The sequence below is a fragment of the Kribbella sp. NBC_00709 genome, from assembly GCF_036226565.1.
Taxonomy (GTDB): domain Bacteria; phylum Actinomycetota; class Actinomycetes; order Propionibacteriales; family Kribbellaceae; genus Kribbella.
The window spans coordinates 4,033,373-4,051,034 of record NZ_CP108996.1; the positions used below are offsets into that span (position 1 = coordinate 4,033,373).

Below are 17,662 nucleotides of genomic sequence, written 5' to 3' on the forward strand. Positions count from 1 at the left end.
GACTGACGAGAGGGGTGTGGATGTCCGACGTGGCCGTCTGTACGCGTGGGTTGCGTAAGACGTACCGGACCCGGCGGGGGCGCAAGCTGGTGGCGGTGCAGGGGCTTGACCTGGATGTGCCGGCGGGTGGTGTGCACGGGTTTCTGGGGCCGAACGGGTCGGGAAAGACGACCTCGATCCGGATGTTGCTCGGGCTGGTGCGTTCCGACGCCGGGACGATGACGGTCTTCGGCAAGCCGGTGCCGGCGCAGCTGCCGGAGGTGGTCGGCCGGGTCGGGGCGATCGTCGAGTCGCCGAAGTTCTTTCCGGCGTTCACCGGGCGGAAGAACCTCGAGCTGCTCGCGGAGGCGATCGGCGCGCCGCGGACGCGGGTCGGCGACGTGCTCGAGCAGACCTCGCTCGGTGAACGTGGCAACGACCGGTTCCGCTCGTACTCACTCGGCATGAAGCAGCGGCTGGCGATCGCCGCCACGCTGCTCAAGGATCCCGACCTGCTGATCTTCGACGAGCCGACCAACGGCCTCGACCCGGCCGGTATCCGGGAGATCCGCGAGACCATGCGTGGTCTCGGCGACCAGGGCAAGACCGTGCTGGTGAGTAGCCACATCCTGGCCGAGGTCGAGCACGTCGCGGACACGGTGTCGATCATCGGCCACGGCCGGCTGCTTGCCTCGGGCACCGTGGCCGACGTGATCGGCGGCGGTACGGCGCCAACAGTGAAGGTTGCTGTCGACAACCATGAGGTCGCGACCCGGATCCTGACCGCGGCCGGGATGACTGTGCGGGCCGATGGCAACTACCTGCTGGTCGAAGGTGCGTCCGATCCCGCCGACGTGACCCGCCGCCTCGCCCACCAGGAGTTGTACGTGTCCGAGCTGGTCCCGGTCCGGGCCGATCTGGAGTCGGTCTTCCTCGAGCTGACCGAAGGCGAGGGGTTGTGATGATCCGCCTCACCAAGGTCGAGCTGCGCCGGCTGACCGCACGCCGGCTCACCCTGATCGGCGTCGCCGGCCTGTTCCTGATCACCGCGTTGCTGCTGGTCGCCACCTGGTTCGACGCGCGGCCGCTGTCCGCGGTCGAGCAGCAGCGGGCCGAGCAGCAGTTCGAGCTGGCGCACAAGGACTGGGTCGACCACGCGGCCGAGAACCGGCAGCAGTGCGCGGCGGACTGGAAGTCCCAGCCCGACCCGAAGCCGACGCTCGAGGACATGTGCGCCTACCCGGAGCCCAAGCTCGCGGACTTCGGCAAACCGCAGACCGTGTTCGCCCAGATCATGCCGGACCTGCTGCAGGGATCGTCGTACTTCCTGGCCTTCGCCGCGTTCCTGATCGGGGCCAGCTTCCTCGGCGCGGAGTTCAGTTCCGGTGCCATCGGCAACTGGTTGACGTTCGAGCCGCGCCGGCTCCGGGTCTACGGCAGCAAGCTGCTCGCGGCCGCGACCGGGTTCGTGCCGATCGCGGCGGTGGTGCTGGCGATCGTCCTGCTGGGTACGTTCCTGATCGTCGACAAGCTCGGCGACACCGCGGGTACGACGTCCAGGACCTGGGGCGATCTGAGCGCGATCGGGGGCCGGGCCGTGGTGACCACGGCGCTGGCGGCCGCACTCGGCTGCGTCGTCGGTCTGCTTACCCGGCACACGGCCGCCGCGATCGGTGTGGTGATGGCGTACCTGGTCCTCGCCGAAGGCGTGTTCGCCGCGTTCCTGGAGAAGGCCCAGCCGTGGCTGGTGAAGGTCAACTTCGACGCCTTCGTCCGCCACGACGCGCAGTACTACGTGACCGAGTGCAAGACCGGCAACGACGGCAGCTATATGTGCGACTACGTCCAGAAGACGCTCTCGTTCGAGCACGGCGCCTGGTACATGGCGATCCTGACCCTGGTCGTCGTACTGCTCGGCGGGTGGGTCTTCTACCGGCGCGACATCAACTAGCCGCGCGCCGCCGCCGTCGTACCGCGCCGATCAGCACCAATCCGAGCGTGATCACGGCGGCGGCCGCACCGATCGCGAGCCCACGACGCAGCCCCGGCGGGACGAACGTGCAGTCGATCCGGTCCGCCGTACCTGTCAGTGGAACGGCGATCAGACCGCCGTAGTCCCGCGGCACCTGCGCCTTGCCGCCACCGACCGAGCACGTCCAGCCCTCGATCTTCGGTATGGAGACCACGGCGTACCCTGTGCTGCCGGGGCGCAGCGTGGCGTGCAGGGAATGGCCGCCGGCCTCGACATCGGTCGCCCCGCTAGCCCGCAGCCGCCGGACCACCTTGGCCAGCGCCTCGGTGTTCAGACAGCCGATGGCGTTCGTCGGCGGGATCCCCTGTGGGTCGTCGCCGAAGTTGAGCTCGATCAGCACGACGCCGGTCTTCGGCACGGAGCCGAGGCCGATCATCGCGCTGTTCGTGTTGATCCCCGGCCGCCGCGTCGCGCTCAGCTCGTGCCACCGCCCGTCGGCGAGCCGGGCCCGTCCGCCGACCCGCGGCATGAACAGGTACGCCGACGTACCGGGTGTGCACGCTGCGACCAGCTTCACGTCCCCGGTCTCGAACCGCGTGCCCTTGTACTTCGGTACTTCGTACACCGTGCTCCCGAGCAGCCGCTCCTGGACGGCGTACGCATTCGGGGCGTTGGTGTCGACGGCGATCGCCGCACCGAGCCGGCGTCGTACCGTGACGAGTGGCGGGGCCTCGGACCGGGTGATGCTCGGGTCGCCGGAGCCGACGAGCCGCATCCGGGCGCCGACCGAGAAGATCGCGTCGGTCACCGGGTTGTCCAGAGTGTGCGACGCGCGCCCGTACCCGGACCAGCCGAAACCGAGGTCGGTCAGCGTCTCGTTGAGCGAGTGCGGCAGCAGGCTGCTGTACAGGCCGGCGCCCTGTCCGCCGAGCAGCATCGGGTCGTTCGGCGTGATCGACGTCCCCGGCTCGGTGCGGTACTCCGGCCAGCGGCCCGCCGCCCGAAGTGCGTCGTACCGGGCTTGCTGCTTGTCGTCCCACGGCGCTGCCGAAGCGCCGAGCACCTTCCCGCGGTACTGGTCGGTGATGACCGCGGTCCAGGTGGTCTCCATCGCCACGACCACCAGCAGTACGGCGAAAGCCGCCACCACCGGCCATTTGACCCGCCGGGTCCGCGGGAACCGGCGCAGCGTCCAGATGATGCCGAACGCAACCAAAGTCACGGCTCCGGACACGATCAGCACGGTCAGGGAGTGGTCGGTCAGCAGCGGACTGCCGTTGGCCAGCACGACGATCAGCACGAGCAACGCAGCCCCGCCCAGCAAGGCGATCGGGCCGGGCAGCTTGTTCGCGACCGAGACCCAGGCGACCACCACGATCACGCCGCAGAGCACGAACGCCTCGCGGTACTGGCTGCCGTTCGGGGTGTCGAACGCGTGCCAGAAGTGCTGTGTGGGCGCCCATCGGAACGACCAGGCGACCAGGACGGTCGTGATCACCCACACGATCTTGGTCCGCCACGGCACGAACTTGTTGAACGGCATCGTCAGCGCGAGCAGGAGCGCGACGGTGCCGACGTACAGGCTTGCCGTCCGGCCGACGCCCTCGGTCAGCGGCAGCAGCCGGGACAGGTAGATGTCCAGCGTGGACGGGCGGAAGATCCCTGACGGTGACGGCGTTGCGGCGCGGTTCGTGGTGATGATCGGTAGCAGGATGGGCGCGACCAAGGCCATGCCGAGCACGAACGAGATACCGTGCCGCACGATCGCCCGCAGCCGTAGCGACCACCTGAGGTCGCTGGTGAGCACGCGGGCGAGCAGGTAGAGCCCACCCGCGATCGTTGCCATGTAGGCGGTGTAGAAGTTGGACAGCCAGAACAGGCCGACCACCAGCACACTGAGCAGCCGGTTGGTCCGGCGCAGTGACCACTCCGCGACGAGGAAGAACATCGGCAGCGCGATCAGGCCGTCGAGCCACATCGGCACGTACGATCCGTCGTCGAGCGCCCAGCCGCAGACGCCGTACGAGACACCCAGCATTGCTGCAACCCAGCGGGGGCCCGGACGCATCTTCATCAGTAGGGCCGCCATCGCGGCCGCGGCCAGGCTGAGTTTGAGGGTGGTGATGACGTAGACGGCCAGGTCGATCCGGTCGCGGGGGAAGAGCCCCACCAGCAGGGACAATGGGCTACCGAGGTCGACCCCGAAGTCGGCCAGGAAGCCGACCCCGAACGCGCTCTGCCAGTTGAACAGCAGGTCACCCTGGGCGCGGCCGTGCAGGACGTCCCACAGGTGGGCGAAGAAGGGGATGTACTGCGTGCCAAGATCGTTGGTACTGCGCGACAGCGAACCGAAGGGATAGGTACCGCGGATGATGCCGGAGGTGGCGAACACCGCCGCCACCAGGACGAAGGCGACGACGGCGGGCAGCAGCGCCGAACGTCGCCGGACCGCTCCTGGTGAATCGCCGTCCTCGGAAGTCACTGACCTTCCCCCTGCCCTTCCTGGATGTTGCGCATGAGCCCGATAACGCGCCTGAGCCTAGTGGTGCCGTGTTACAACGAGGTCGAGGTGGTCAACCGGTTCCACGAGGCGCTCAGCCGTGAACTGACTGCCCTCGGTCGTCCGTACGAAGTCTTGTACGTGGACGACGGCAGTAGTGATGGGACGCTCGAGGCGCTCGTAGGGTTGGCAGCCACCGACGAGTCGGTCCGCTATTTGTCCTTCAGCCGCAACTTCGGCAAGGAAGCCGCGATGCTGGCCGGCCTGCGGTACGCCACCGGCGACGCGGTCGTGATCATGGACGCGGACCTGCAGCACCCGCCGGAGCTTATCGGCCGCATGCTCGAGGAGTACGACCGTGGTTTCGACCAGGTCATCGCCCGGCGGAACCGTACCGGCGACCCGGGCACCCGGACGCTGTTCGCGCGGGCGTACTACTGGCTGATCAACAAGTGGGCGGATGTCGAGCTGATGGACGGGGTCGGCGACTTCCGGCTGTTGTCGCGGCGCGCGGTCAACGGGCTGCTCGAGCTGAACGAGTACAACCGGTTCTCGAAAGGGCTGTTCGCCTGGATCGGGTTCGAGTCGATCCTGTTCGAGTACGACAACGTGAAGGCGGCGCCGGACCGGAAGAGCCGGTGGACGTTCCGCCGGCTGCTGGAGTACGGGCTCGACGGGCTGCTGTCGTTCAACAACAAGCCGCTGCGGATGGCGATCTACGTCGGCCTGCTGCTGACTGCGGTCGCGGCCGGGTACGCCATCTGGGTGCTCGTGGCGGCGATCCTGCACGGCGTGGACATGCCCGGGTACGTGACGCTGATCGCGGCGATCACCGGGCTCGGCGGCCTGCAGATGGTGATGCTCGGTGTCATCGGCGAGTACATCGGCCGGATCTACTACGAGACCAAGAAGCGCCCGCACTACCTGCTCAAGCAGACCAACATGGATCCCGCGGACCGCCTGAACGACACACCGGCCCCGGATGGACGAACCATCCGAGGCCGGCGGGTGACGTAAGACCGAGTCAGGCGGTGAGCCGCTCGTCGGTCGAGGTGGAGAAGAGGTGCAGCTTGTCCGGCACCGCCGCGAGGCGGATGGTCGAACCCTTCTCGACCGGCATCCGGGCGTCGATCCGGGCGACGATCTGCTGGTGCTCGTCGTTGTGCTCCGCGGTGCCGTACAGGTACGCGTCGGCGCCGAGCTCCTCGACCACGGCCACCTTGACCGGCAGGCCCTCGTCGGCGACCTTGAAGGCCTCCGGGCGAACACCGATGGTCAGCGTCTTGTCGCTACCGGCCTTGGCCAGCACCGAACGCTCGATCGGGATCACGTAGTCCCCGACCTTGGCGCCGGACTCGGTGATGTCAGCCTCGATCAGGTTCATCGCCGGCGAGCCGATGAAGCCCGCGACGAACTTGTTCTTCGGGTTGTCGTACAGGTTCAGCGGGGTGTCGACCTGCTGGAGCAGACCGTCCTTGAGGACGGCGACGCGGTCGCCCATCGTCATGGCCTCGACCTGGTCGTGCGTGACGTACACGGTCGTGACACCGAGACGCTGCTGCAGCTCGGCGATCTGCGTACGGGTCTGGACCCGCAGCTTGGCGTCGAGGTTCGACAGCGGCTCGTCCATCAGGAAGACCTGCGGGTTACGCACGATGGCGCGGCCCATGGCGACACGCTGACGCTGACCACCGGAGAGGGCCTTCGGCTTGCGCTCGAGGTACTCCTCCAGGCCGAGCAGCTTGGCGGCCTCCATCACGCGCTTGGCGCGGTCCTCCTTGGACACGCCCTGCATCTTCAGCGCGAAGCCCATGTTGTCGGCGACCGACATGTGCGGGTACAGCGCGTAGTTCTGGAACACCATCGCGATGTCCCGCTCCTTCGGCGGACGGTGCGTGACGTCGCGGTCGCCGATGTAGATGGAGCCCTCGTTGACCTCTTCGAGGCCGGCGAGCATCCGGAGCGAGGTGGACTTGCCACAACCCGACGGGCCGACGAGCACCATGAACTCGCCGTCCTCGATCTCGAGGTTGAGCTTGTCGACAGCGGGGGTGTCGCCGCCCGGGTAGATCCGGGTTGCGGCCTTGAACGAAACAGTAGCCATGACGATTTCTTCCCTTCACCGGCAGGAACGTGCCGGACGATCCGAGTAAAGGCCCCCCAAGCCGGGGGAGTGCGCCTATCCTCCCCGGGCCCGCTCGTCCTGACAAGGTATGCGGCGTGTGACGTGTCCGTTCTGTTCACGGAGTGGACACCTGTGTGCATCCTGCAAGTTCTTGCAGGATCTTGCTGAAATGTCAGGTGGGCCTGGGTACAGTGCCGGGCGTGAGTAGCAGAGCACGGCTGGCGGACATCGCGGCCAAGGCGGGGGTCAGTGAGGCGACGGTCTCGCGGGTGCTGAACGGCAAACCGGGCGTCGCGGACGACACGAAACAGTCCGTTCTGACTGCCCTCGACGTACTGGGGTTCGAACGGCCGACCCGGTTGCGGCGGCGGTCGGCGGGGCTGATCGGGCTGGTGATGCCGGAGCTGATCAACCCGATCTTCCCGGCGTTCGCGCAGGTGATCGAGTCGGCGCTGTCGCAGCGCGGCTTCACCCCGGTGCTCTGCACGCAGTCCCCGTCCGGCGCGACGGAGGAGGAGTACGTCGAGATGCTGCTCGAACGCGGCGTCTCCGGAATCATCTTCGTCTCCGGCCTGCACGCCGACACCGGCGCCGACCACGAGCGCTATCAGGCCCTGGTGGATCGGCGGCTGCCGGTGGTGTTCGTGAACGGCTGGCTGCCGGCCGTCGAGGCGCCGTTCGTGTCGTCCGACGAGTACGCCGCGATGGAGCTGGCCGTCGCGCATCTGGTTGCCCTCGGCCACCGCCGGATCGGGTTCGCGTCCGGGCCGGAGCGGTTCATCGTCGTCCAGCGGAAACTGGCCGGGTACCGGACCTCGATGAAGGCGCAGCTGGGGGTGTCGGACGAGGACATCGATCCGATGGTCGCGCTGAGCATGTTCGGCGTCGAGGGCGGGGAGGCGGCCGGCCGGCAGTTGCTCGACGCCGGGGTCACGGCGGTCGTGTGCGGCTCCGACATGATGGCGCTCGGCGTCATCCGCGCCGCCCGCCACCGCGGTCTCGCCGTGCCCGGCGACATCTCCGTGGTCGGCTACGACGACGCCCCGATGATGGAGTTCACCGACCCACCGATGACCACGATCCGCCAGCCGGTCCAGGCGATGGGCCTGGCCGCCGTCCAGTCCCTCCTGGAAGAGGTCCGCGGCCACACCACCCCCCACACCGAGTTCTTGTTCCGCCCGGAGCTCGTCGTCCGCGGCTCCACCGGCCCCGCGCGCTGACGGGCTCCGGCCCGGAAACCGTCCCCTGCCGGGCGGCTCCGGGCCGGAGGCTTAGGTGGTGGATCGTGCACCTGCGTGCAGGCAGAACCCCGCAATCTGGCGTGTTCGGGGCCTTGTGAGGTGGGTTCTGCCTGCGTGTACGACCTACTTGGAGGTGTGGAAGGCGGCCGCGGGGAGGCTCGTCTTGCCGTTGGCCCAGAGGGCGTTGACCTGGGAGCGCTCGGTGGCGTCCGGGTACGGGTTGGTGCAGGACGGGCCGGGACCGCCGCCGGACATCAGTTCGGAGCAGGGACCGGAGTAGTGGTCGGGCAGGCCGAGGACGTGGCCGGTCTCGTGGGCGGTGATCCGGGTCGAGTCGTACTCCTGGGCCTGGGCGTAGTCGATGAAGACGTAGCCGCTGCCGTGGCCGTCGGTGGACGCGTACGAACCGCGCGGGTCGTTGCCCTCGGTGTAGTAGAAGTCGTAGTTGCTGCCCTCGACGAGCTTCACGTTGCTGACGCTGGAGTTCCAGATCGACGAGCTGGACGCGATCTGGGACGCGAACGACGGCGCGTCGACGGCGTACGTGACGGTGACCGCGGTGACCTTCTGGCCGGCCTTGGCCTGCTTGGCCAGCTTGGCGCGGGCGGACTTCATCACGGCGTCGTAGAACGCCTTGGTGGCGGCTTCGTCCTGCGGCGAGCCGACGTACGCCGCGCGGCTGGCGGCGGTGGAGACGTGCGAGTCGACGGCGGGTGCGGCAGTCGAGGGGGACGCTGCCAGCGCGGGTACGGCCAGTGCCGCGGCGGCAAGCCCCGCGAGACTGGTCAGGATACGGCGATGCGACATGGAGGGCCTCACTCCGGATCGGTGGCGGATAGCGACGGGCGGGTTACCGATCGCTACCCTCGGATGCTGCCAAGCCGGCCGGAATTCCGCACCACATCGCGGAGAACTGAGGGGTTAACCCGCGAACAGCCGCTGCCGTTCTATGCCGGCCATAACCCTGGCCCTATGCATGTCCGAGCAGGAACGCGCGCAGGTCGGCGGCGATCCGGTCGGGGTACTCACCGCTGATCGCGTGCGACGCCTCCGGATAGAACGCCACGGTCTTCGTGCGCAACGCCGTCTCCGCGGTACGGCGGGCTACCTCCGGGCGATGCATCACCGAGCGCCCGGCGATGATCGCGAGCACCGGCATCGGCAGGCCGGCCAACTGTTCCTCGGTGATCCGGCGCGGCTGCGGCTGACGCATCGTGTAGTTCTTCATGCCGGACTCGATCATGTCCGCGACCGGCACGTGTTCCACCGGCCTGCCGCCCGCGGTGTAGGAGTTGAAGCTGTCCCGCCAGGAACGTGGCAGCCACTTGACCGCGGCCGGGAGCGAACGGAGCACGGTGCCGAGCGGTATGCCGTCGTACACATTGACGGCGTCGAGCGTGGTGGCCGTTGCGATCCGTCCCGGGCGCCGAACGGCGAGATTCATCGCGGTCCAGCCACCGATGGACAGCCCGAGGAGGTTGAACCGCTGCTCCGGCAGGGCTTCGAGCACCTGGTCCAGCCAGGCGGCCTTGTCCTCGTCGGAGGTGATCGGCTTGGTCTGGACGCTCATCCCCGATTCGCCGAGCAGGTCGATGGCGTAGACGTCGGTGATCGTCAGCAGGTGCTTCAGGCTGTCGGCCCACACCGGCGTCCCGGACGACGTGCCGGGCAGCAGGACGAGTGGGTCCAGCCGCCCCTCGCCGCCGGCGAACTTGTACACGCGGACTTCGCCGTACTCCGTGCTGACGTCCCGTACGGCGGCCGGCGCGGGGAGGCCCCGCATCGCCACGTCGTACTTCGCGCGGTAGTCGTTGAGGCCGGCGACGCTGTTCCACGCGCCGATCCGATTCCTGGGCATGAGCTCTCCTAACCGAGTGGTAGGTAATCCAACCATACGATAAGTTGAAGCCATGCCTTCAGCGCGTGGCCGGAATCTCACTTTCACCGAGGAAGCGCGCCGGGCGCAGCTGATCGACGTCACCACCGAACTGGTCGCCGACCTCGGGTATGCCGCGACCTCGCTCGGGCGGATCGCCGAGAGCGCCGGGATCACGAAGGCGGGTGTGCTGTATCACTTCCCGTCGAAGCAGGCCCTGGTCGAGGCGGCCCATGCGCAGGTGCTCTCGGCGCTGGTGGACGCGGTCGCGTCGGCGGTCGACGCTGCGGGTCCTGCGGACGCGCCGGCGGCGTACATCCGGTCGATGATCGGGCATCTGCGGGAGCGGCCGCGGCAGGTGCGGGTGATCGTCGAGGCGATGACGTCGGTCGCCCCGCTGGCCGATTCGAAGGCGCGCTGGTCGTCGGTGGCGGACCTGCTGTCCGCGGCGCGCGCCGCACGCGGGCGTACCGGCGCGGTGGATCTGCGGTCCGCGGCGCTCGTGATCGGAGGCGGGATCGACGCGATCGTGTCCGAGTCGCTGAGCGATCCGGAGTACGACGCCTCGGCCGCCGCCGAAGTGCTTGTCGGCCTGGTGGAGCGCGGGCTGCTATGACTCGCCGGGGATGCCGACGTTCAGCAGGCGGGCGCCCGGGCCGCGGGTGGCGAGCCGGTCTTCCTTGTTGTAGAGGTTGCAGCGCTGGAGGCTGAGGCAGCCGCACCCGATACAGGTGTCCAGGTCGTCGCGAAGGCGCTCGAGCTCGGCGATGCGCTCGTCGAGACGGCTGCGCCAGGTCTTCGAGAGCTTGCTCCAGTCGGCGCGCGTCGGCGTCCGGTCCTCCGGCAGCGAATCCAGCGCGTGCTTGATCTCGGCGAGCGCGAGACCGACCCGCTGGGCCGCCTGGACGAAAGCGATCCGTCGCAGGGTGCTCCGCTGGTACTGACGCTGGTTGCCGGCCGTACGCCGGGACGCGATCAGGCCCTGGTCCTCGTAGAACCGCAACGCCGACGCCGCTACCCCGGACCGATGTGCAATTTCCCCGATCGAGAGCCAGTGCTCCTTGCTGGGGACGTTCTCCTCGCCCATACCGCCACCCTAGGACGGCGTTCCAAAAACTCAACCATGCTTGAACTGTGCGAGGGTGGATGCCGAGAGCACCAGTCGCGCCGGTGGTCTGCTGATCGGTGCCCGATCAGGCGCATGGTCAGGGCCACCGTCACGATCGGTTATACTTTTCTCGTGTCGGTGCGCGCGTCGCGTCACCAGAGATGTTCCCAGGCGCTCCGACCCGTCGGTTTCAGCATCCGCTGAGATTCCGGCGACATGGGTGCAACGCGATAGCACCCGCAGGTCGATGCCCGTCTCCTGCTGAGCACGTTGTCCGGTCATGTTTTCGTGACCGGAGCTTCGTTGCGGCTGCGATCCGGCGCCATTCGTCCGTGAATCTGAGAGAGAGTTTGCGTGACCCAGCACCACCAGCACGACCCCGAGTCCGCTGACGGGCGGACCAAGAAGCCCCGGCACAAGAAGTACCAGAACCAGTCGTACGGCGAACGCCTCGCCGCGGACGCGTCGTACGACGCACCGCGCGACGACAAGCCGGTGAAGGGCTACCGTTCCGAGCAAGCGCGCCCGGACCGTGGCCAGCGCACGGACGCCCGCGACGAGCGCCCGCGCTACGAGAACCGCTCCCGCGACGACCGGCCGCAGTACAACCGCGACGACCGTCCGGCACCGCGCCGTGACGACCGCGCGCAGTACAGCCGCGACGAGCGTCCGGCGTTCCGGCGCGACGACCGTGCGCAGGGTGAGCGGACCGACCGGCCCCGGTTCAACCGTGATGACCGGCCGCAGTTCAACCGTGACGAGCGTCCGGCGTTCCGGCGCGACGATCGTGCGCAGGGTGAGCGGACCGACCGTCCGCGTTTCAACCGCGACGACCGGCCGCAGTACAACCGCGACGACCGGCCGGCGCCGCGTCGCGACGACCGCCCGCAGTACAACCGGGACGAGCGTCCGCGTTTCAACCGGGACGAGCGGCCGCGGTTCGAGCGGACCGAGAAGAGCTACGACAAGCGGAGTGAGCAGGTGGAGCAGCCGGTGGACCTCGGGACTGTTGCTGAGGACAACCAGTTCGCCGCGCTCGGGATCGCGCCGCGGCTGGTGCAGCGGCTGGCCCGCGACGGCATCACCGCGCCGTTCCCGATCCAGGCCGCGACCATTCCGGACGCGCTGGCCGGCAAGGACGTGCTCGGCCGCGGTCAGACCGGTTCGGGCAAGACCCTCGGCTTCGGCCTGCCGGCGCTGATGCGGCTGGCCGGCGGCCACACCGAGTCGCGCCGCCCGCGCGGGATGATCTTGGTCCCGACGCGCGAGCTCGCGATGCAGGTGCACGACGCCCTCGAGCCGCTCGCGCACGTGATGAACGTGTCGCTCAAGCTGATCGCCGGCGGTCTCCCGTACCCGAAGCAGATCGACGCGCTCCGTCGTGGCGTCGACCTGCTGATCGCCACCCCGGGCCGGCTGATCGACCTGTGCGAGCAGGGTGCTGCCGACCTCGGCGCCGTGGAGATCGCGGTGCTCGACGAGGCCGACCACATGTGCGACATGGGCTTCATGCCGGCCGTCACCACGCTGCTCGACATGACGCCGCCGGAGGGTCAGCGCCTGCTGTTCTCCGCGACGCTGGACAACGACGTCGACAAGATCGTGAAGACCTACCTGAAGGACCCGGTGCAGCACTCGACCGAGTCCGGGCAGGCGACGGTCAGCACGATGGAGCATCACCTGCTGGTGATCGAGCCGGCGCACAAGCAGTCGCTGACGGCCGAGCTGGCCAGCCGGGACGGGCGGACCATCGTGTTCGTCCGCACCAAGCTGGGCGCCGACCGTATTGCGACGCAGTTGCGCGACCGCGGCGTGATGGCCGCGGCCCTGCACGGCGGCCTGACGCAGGGCATGCGGAACCGGACGCTGGACCAGTTCAAGGACGGTTCGGTTCCGGTGCTCGTGGCAACGGATGTCGCGGCCCGCGGCATCCACGTCGACGACGTCGGCCTGGTTGTCCAGGCTGACCCGCCGGCCGAGCACAAGGACTACCTGCACCGCGCGGGTCGTACGGCGCGTGCCGGCGGCAAGGGTGCCGTCGTCACGCTCCTGCTGCCGCACCAGCGGCGCGGGATGATCCGGATGGCCGAGTCGGCCGGCGTCAAGGCCGAGCCGGTCCGGGCCCGCCCGGGTGACGAGCTCGTCACCGAGCTGACCGGCGGCACCAAGCCGTCCGGGTACCCGGTGAAGCTGCCGGCCCCGAAGCCGCAGCGCTTCGGCAAGGGTGGCGGCGGCAAGGGTGGCAAGCGGTTCGGCAGCGGCCGTCCCCGTGGTCACGAGAGCCGCGGCGGCAGTGGGCCGCGCCGCAGCAGCAACGGGAAGTCGTACCAGCACTGACGCAGAAAACGGTGGGCCGGAACAGGCAGCAACCTGTTCCGGCCCACCGTTTCTTGTGTGGACCCCTCAGGTAAGGACTGCCCAGAGACGGGCGAGGATCGTCGCGATCTCGTCGGCGTCGAGCGGGACGAGTTCGAGCATCAGCTCGTTCTCGGCCATGCGGTCGGTCATCACGTAGATGGGCGGAGCGCCGGCCTCGAGCTCGGTCGCGACGCGCTTGGCGTCGGCGACCTTGAGCAGGACCCGGGAGACCTGCAGGCCGGTCGGGTCCTTGACGGTCTCGGCGACCACGTCGGGGATCCGGGACGCCGCGTCGACGAACGCGTCCACCTTGGCGAGCTCGTCCGCTTCCCACTTCACCCGGTCGAACGCTTGCCACTCCTCGAGTGCCGCGAGTACGCCGACGATCGCCTCCTTCGTTGGCTTCATCACCCGCCCGATGCCCTTCTCCTGGGCCCGGAGCGCCTGCACGAGCGGCCAGCTCCCGGCCACCAGCCCGGCGGTCGGCGACCCGAGGTACTTCTGCCCGCTGACCAGCACCAGATCGGCGCCGGTCGCCAGCAGGTCGGCGATCCGCGGGAACTGCGCGGCCGCGTCGACGATCGCCGGTACGCCGCGACGATGCGCGGCTCGGATCGCGGCGACGAGGTCGATCGGCTCGCCGCGGGTCAGCCGGGAGGCCACCAGCATCAGGCACGCCACGTCCGGTCCGTCGAGCTCGTCCTCGAGATCGGCGATGGTGCAGCCGTTGTCGTCGCCGGCCAGGTCGACCTGCGCACCGGCCAGCCGGATGCCCTGCAGATTGGTGTGTCCGTAGTCGATCACCTGGCAAGCCGGCAGTACGACCCGGTTGTGCATATCCGTTGCGTCAGGCAACGCTGCGGTACGCCGTGGGTCGCCGCCGGTCATCGTCGCGGCGACCGCGAGGGTGATGCCGGCAGCCGTGCAGTGCACGACCGCACCGGCCTGGGCGCCGGTCACCTGGGCGATGGCTTCGCTGGCCCGGTCGCCGAGCTCGTCCATCACGAAGAACTCGGGCAAAGCCTGTGCGACGGCCGCGGCCACCCCGTCGGAACTCCGGGACACCCCGAGCGGGGTGTACGTCCCCTTGGCGTTGATCACCACACTCAATCGGTACCGCTCAAACAGGCTTCCGCTTCGCTCCAGCCTGCCCGGAGCGGTCTGCGCCCTGTCCCCTTGCATCAACTCGCTCCGCTCGTTGATGGAGAGATCGTCATGGTGTTGCTGAGCGTAGTGGTCACGGACGGCAATTGGCGAGAGTCTGGACGCGAGTTCTTGACCTGAAGCTACTAGTGAGTCATTCTCAGTTTCCCCGACCGAGGGAGGATTCCGTGCCCCGCCCCGCACCCAGAACCCGCGCCCTTCGTACCATCGCCGCGCTGGCCGTCACCGCCGTCCTGGCGGCCCTGCCCGCACCGACCCAGGCAGCGTCGCGAGCCGTTGCCGCGACCCCCACGGATTATTGCCTCGAGCAATGTCGCGACATCCTGCCGCCGGGTCAGAACGGCAACGCGACCTTCACGGATCTCCTTGCTTTCAAGGCGTTAGGGGTCAGACCGGCGCACTTCAGCGACACGGTGAAGCCGTACCAGGACCTGGTCTGGAACTCGCAAGGCATCACCGACGACGGCCTCGCGCCGTACTACGACGACTCGTCGTTCGGGGTGCAACCGGACGACGTCGCGAGCACGGTCCACCCGCGCAGCGACGTCACGATCGTCCGGGACAAGTCGCGCGGCATCCCGCACATCACCGGCACGACCCGGCTCGGCACGATGTTCGGCGCCGGGTTCGCCGGGGCGCAGGACCGGCTGTTCGTGATGGACGTGTTCCGCCACCTCGGTCGCGGCCAGCTGACCCCGTTCGCGGGTGGCGCGGCGGCGAACCGCGAGTTCGAGCAGGAGTTCTGGCGCACCGCGCCGTACACCGAGGCCGACCTCCAACGGCAGTTCGACGACGCCGACGACCTGTACGGCGCCGACGGCGTGAAGATGCAGCAGGACATCCAGGCCTGGGTGGACGGCGTCAACCACTACATCGACACGGTCGGCATCGCGTACCCCGGCGAGTACGTCGCCCTCGGCCTGCAGTGGCCGACCCCGCACTGGAAGGTGACCGACGTGGTCGCCACCGCGGCCGTTGTCGCGGGCATCTTCGGCACCGGTGGCGGAGCGGAGGTCACGTCCGCGCTCGCACTGCTCGAAGCACAAGCGAAGTACGGCGTTGCCCAGGGCACCAAAGTGTGGGAGTCCTTCCGCTCGCAGAACGATCCCGAAGCCAGTACGACGGTGCACAACGGCACCTCCTTCCCGTACGGGACGACCGGCCCGAATCCCGCCGGCCGTGCGATGCCCGACCGTGGCTCGGTCACACCGGAACCCGAGGTCATCGATCAGACGGCGAACAAGACCGCGGCCGCGAAGCCCGCGCCGAAGGGCTCGGACTCACTGAAGGGGATCTTCGACGACGGACTCTTCCCGGAAGGGTTCGGGAAGAAGGGCATGTCGAACGCGCTGGTGGTCTCCGGCGCACACACGCAGAGCGGCAACCCGATCGCGGTCTACGGCCCGCAGACCGGGTACTTCGCGCCGCAGTTGCTAATGCGCCAGGAGCTCCAGGGTCCGGGCGTCAGTTCGCGCGGTATCGCGTTCGCCGGCCTCAACTTCTACACGTTGATCGGCCGCGGCCCCGACTACTCGTGGAGCGCGACGTCCGCGGGGCAGGACATCACCGACACGTTCGCCGTACCGCTGTGCGAGCCCGGTGGTGGGACGCCGACGAAGAATTCGCAGTACTACGAGTTCCGCGGGCAGTGTGTCCCGATCGAGCGGCTCGAGCGGCACAACGCCTGGTACGCCAGCCTCGGATCCTCCGAGCCGGCCGGCTCGTACACGTTGGTTGCCCTGCGCACCAAGTACGGCATCGTCAGCGATCGCGGGACCGTCGGCGGCAAGCCGGTGCTGTTCACCAGGAACAGGTCGACGTACGGCAACGAGGCCGGGTCGGCGCTCGGGTTCATGCAGTTCAACGACCCGGACCGGATCCACTCGGCCGCGGACTTCCAGAAGGCCGCCGCGAACATCGGGTACACGTTCAACTGGTTCTACACCGACAAGGACTCGATCGCGTACTTCAACTCCGGCGACAACCCCGTTCGTGCGGCCGGCGCCGACCCGAACCTGCCGACCTGGAGCTCGTACGAGTGGCAGGGCTGGAACCCGGACACGAACCGCGCGACGTACACCCCGCCGGCCCAGCATCCGCAGGTGGTGAACCAGGACTACCTGACCAGCTGGAACAACAAGCAGGCACCCGGGTACTCCGCGTCGGACGGGCAATGGGGTTACAACGCGGTCTACCGCAGCCAGCCGCTCGACGACCGGATCAAGGCGGTCATCAACAGCGGGCAGAAGTTCACCCGCGGCAAGCTGGTCGAGGCGATGGAGGACGCGGCAACGGTCGACCTCCGCGGCGACCAGGTCCTGCCGTACCTACTGCGCGTGCTGAAGAGCGCACCGATCACCGACCCCGCGGTCGCCGACGCTGTCGCCAAGCTGACCGCCTGGCAGCAGGCCGGGGCGCACCGCAAGACCCCCAACGCCTCTTCACGTACCTACGACAACGCAGACGCGATCCGCGTCCTCGACGCGTGGTGGCCGCTGCTCGTCCCGGCCGAGTTCAAGGATCTCGGACCCGATCTGTACGGCGCTCTGGTCGCGAACCTGAAGATCGACGAGCGTCCGAGCGCCCAGGGATCGTCGTTCCAGAGCGGCTGGTGGGGCTTCGTCCAGCGCGATATGCGGAAGGTCCTCGGCGATCCGGTGAAGGCGTCTCAGCCGGTGACGTACTGCGGTGGCGGATCGCTCGCCGCCTGCCGTAGCACCCTGACGGAAACTTTGCTGGCGGCAACCAAGGTGCCGGCTGCGACGACGTACCCGGCGACCGCGGACTGTGCCGCCGGCGATCAGTTCTGCGCGGATCAGATCGCGCATCAGCCGATGGGTGGCATCACGCAGGACCGGATCGCCTGGGTCAACCGGCCGACGTACCAGCAGGTGGTCGAGTTCCCGGCGCGACGCGGTGACGACGTCAGCAACCTGGCGGTCGGGAAGACCGCGACGGCGAGCAGCTACGAGACCGGGTTGTTCAACTCGCCGCCGGTGAAGGCGGTCGACGGCAACCAGGCGACTCGGTGGGCGAGCGACTGGTCGGATCCGCAGTGGCTGAAGGTTGACCTCGGCAACGAGCAGACGGTACGCCGGGTGGTGCTCGACTGGGAGGCGGCGTACGGGAAGTCGTACAAGGTGGAGGTGTCGCGGGACGGCGCGGCCTGGCAGCAGGTGTACGCGACGACGACCGGGAACGGCGGCGAGGATGTCGTGCGGTTCGGCGCCGTGCCCGCCCGGTATGTGCGGGTGACGGGGACGCAGCGCGCGACGTCCTACGGGTATTCGCTGTATGAGCTGCAGGTCTTCAGATGGTGATACCCCCGGGGCTGTCAGG

13 protein-coding genes are annotated in these 17,662 nt (G+C 68.6%); 7 read left to right on the forward strand and 6 right to left on the reverse strand.

The genetic code is table 11. The features are described 5' to 3' along the window. Window positions 1-20: 20 nt before the first annotated feature. Window positions 21-941: an ABC transporter ATP-binding protein gene (locus OHA18_RS19875; protein WP_329005639.1), complete on the forward strand. Its 921-nt coding sequence runs from the start codon at window positions 21-23 to the stop codon at window positions 939-941. After that, complete coding sequence (locus OHA18_RS19880) at window positions 941-1,930, forward strand: ABC transporter permease subunit (protein ID WP_329005640.1); 990 nt, start codon at window positions 941-943, stop codon at window positions 1,928-1,930. Before OHA18_RS19875 ends, OHA18_RS19880 begins: the two co-directional genes overlap by 1 nt. Here OHA18_RS19880 and OHA18_RS19885 read toward each other — a convergent pair. Then, window positions 1,923-4,433 carry a YfhO family protein gene (locus OHA18_RS19885; RefSeq protein WP_329005641.1) on the reverse strand — a complete coding sequence of 837 codons (2,511 nt, stop codon included), beginning with the start codon at window positions 4,431-4,433 and terminating at the stop codon, window positions 1,923-1,925. The genes OHA18_RS19880 and OHA18_RS19885 overlap by 8 nt on opposite strands. Window positions 4,434-4,466: 33 nt before the next feature. On the opposite strand from OHA18_RS19885, the gene OHA18_RS19890 reads away from it, so the two are divergent. Next, the gene (locus OHA18_RS19890) at window positions 4,467-5,468 is read left to right on the forward strand and encodes a glycosyltransferase family 2 protein (RefSeq protein WP_329005642.1); all 1,002 of its coding nucleotides are present in this window, start codon (window positions 4,467-4,469) and stop codon (window positions 5,466-5,468) included. Between the two features lie 7 nt (window positions 5,469-5,475). Here OHA18_RS19890 and OHA18_RS19895 read toward each other — a convergent pair whose 3' ends face one another. Beyond that, on the reverse strand, window positions 5,476-6,555 hold the full coding sequence (locus OHA18_RS19895) for an ABC transporter ATP-binding protein (protein WP_329005643.1): 1,080 nt from the start codon (window positions 6,553-6,555) through the stop codon (window positions 5,476-5,478). 221 nt (window positions 6,556-6,776) lie between these two features. Between OHA18_RS19895 and OHA18_RS19900 the strand changes: the two genes are divergently transcribed. Further along, the gene (locus tag OHA18_RS19900) at window positions 6,777-7,796 is read left to right on the forward strand and encodes a LacI family DNA-binding transcriptional regulator (RefSeq protein WP_329005644.1); all 1,020 of its coding nucleotides are present in this window, start codon (window positions 6,777-6,779) and stop codon (window positions 7,794-7,796) included. 144 nt (window positions 7,797-7,940) lie between these two features. On the opposite strand, the gene snpA is transcribed toward OHA18_RS19900, so the two are convergent. Together snpA and OHA18_RS19910 are read right to left on the reverse strand one after the other, a co-directional pair. Beyond that, window positions 7,941-8,624 (reverse strand): snapalysin, encoded by a 684-nt coding sequence (gene snpA / locus OHA18_RS19905; RefSeq protein ID WP_329005646.1) that lies wholly within the window; start codon window positions 8,622-8,624, stop codon window positions 7,941-7,943. Between the two features lie 163 nt (window positions 8,625-8,787). Then, complete coding sequence (locus OHA18_RS19910; RefSeq protein WP_329005647.1) at window positions 8,788-9,675, reverse strand: alpha/beta fold hydrolase; 888 nt, start codon at window positions 9,673-9,675, stop codon at window positions 8,788-8,790. 52 nt (window positions 9,676-9,727) lie between these two features. Here OHA18_RS19910 and OHA18_RS19915 point away from each other — a divergent pair, with 52 nt between their 5' ends. After that, window positions 9,728-10,309 carry a TetR/AcrR family transcriptional regulator gene (locus OHA18_RS19915; protein WP_329005648.1) on the forward strand — a complete coding sequence of 194 codons (582 nt, stop codon included), beginning with the start codon at window positions 9,728-9,730 and terminating at the stop codon, window positions 10,307-10,309. Here the strand turns inward: OHA18_RS19915 and soxR are convergent. Beyond that, complete coding sequence (gene soxR, locus OHA18_RS19920) at window positions 10,304-10,780, reverse strand: redox-sensitive transcriptional activator SoxR (protein ID WP_329005649.1); 477 nt, start codon at window positions 10,778-10,780, stop codon at window positions 10,304-10,306. The two genes, OHA18_RS19915 and soxR, sit on opposite strands and share 6 nt — an antisense overlap. Window positions 10,781-11,155: 375 nt before the next feature. Here soxR and OHA18_RS19925 point away from each other — a divergent pair, with 375 nt between their 5' ends. Then, a complete protein-coding gene (locus tag OHA18_RS19925) occupies window positions 11,156-13,138 on the forward strand; it encodes a DEAD/DEAH box helicase (RefSeq protein ID WP_329005650.1) in 1,983 nt (660 codons plus the stop codon). Window positions 13,139-13,204: 66 nt separating this feature from the next. Here the strand turns inward: OHA18_RS19925 and OHA18_RS19930 are convergent, their stop codons facing one another. Beyond that, a complete protein-coding gene (locus OHA18_RS19930) occupies window positions 13,205-14,263 on the reverse strand; it encodes an aminotransferase class V-fold PLP-dependent enzyme (RefSeq protein ID WP_329005651.1) in 1,059 nt (352 codons plus the stop codon). A gap of 227 nt (window positions 14,264-14,490) precedes the next feature. Between OHA18_RS19930 and OHA18_RS19935 the strand changes: the two genes are divergently transcribed. Further along, window positions 14,491-17,643, forward strand: a complete 3,153-nt coding sequence (locus OHA18_RS19935) for a penicillin acylase family protein (protein WP_329005652.1) — start codon at window positions 14,491-14,493, stop codon at window positions 17,641-17,643. Window positions 17,644-17,662: the final 19 nt, after the last annotated feature.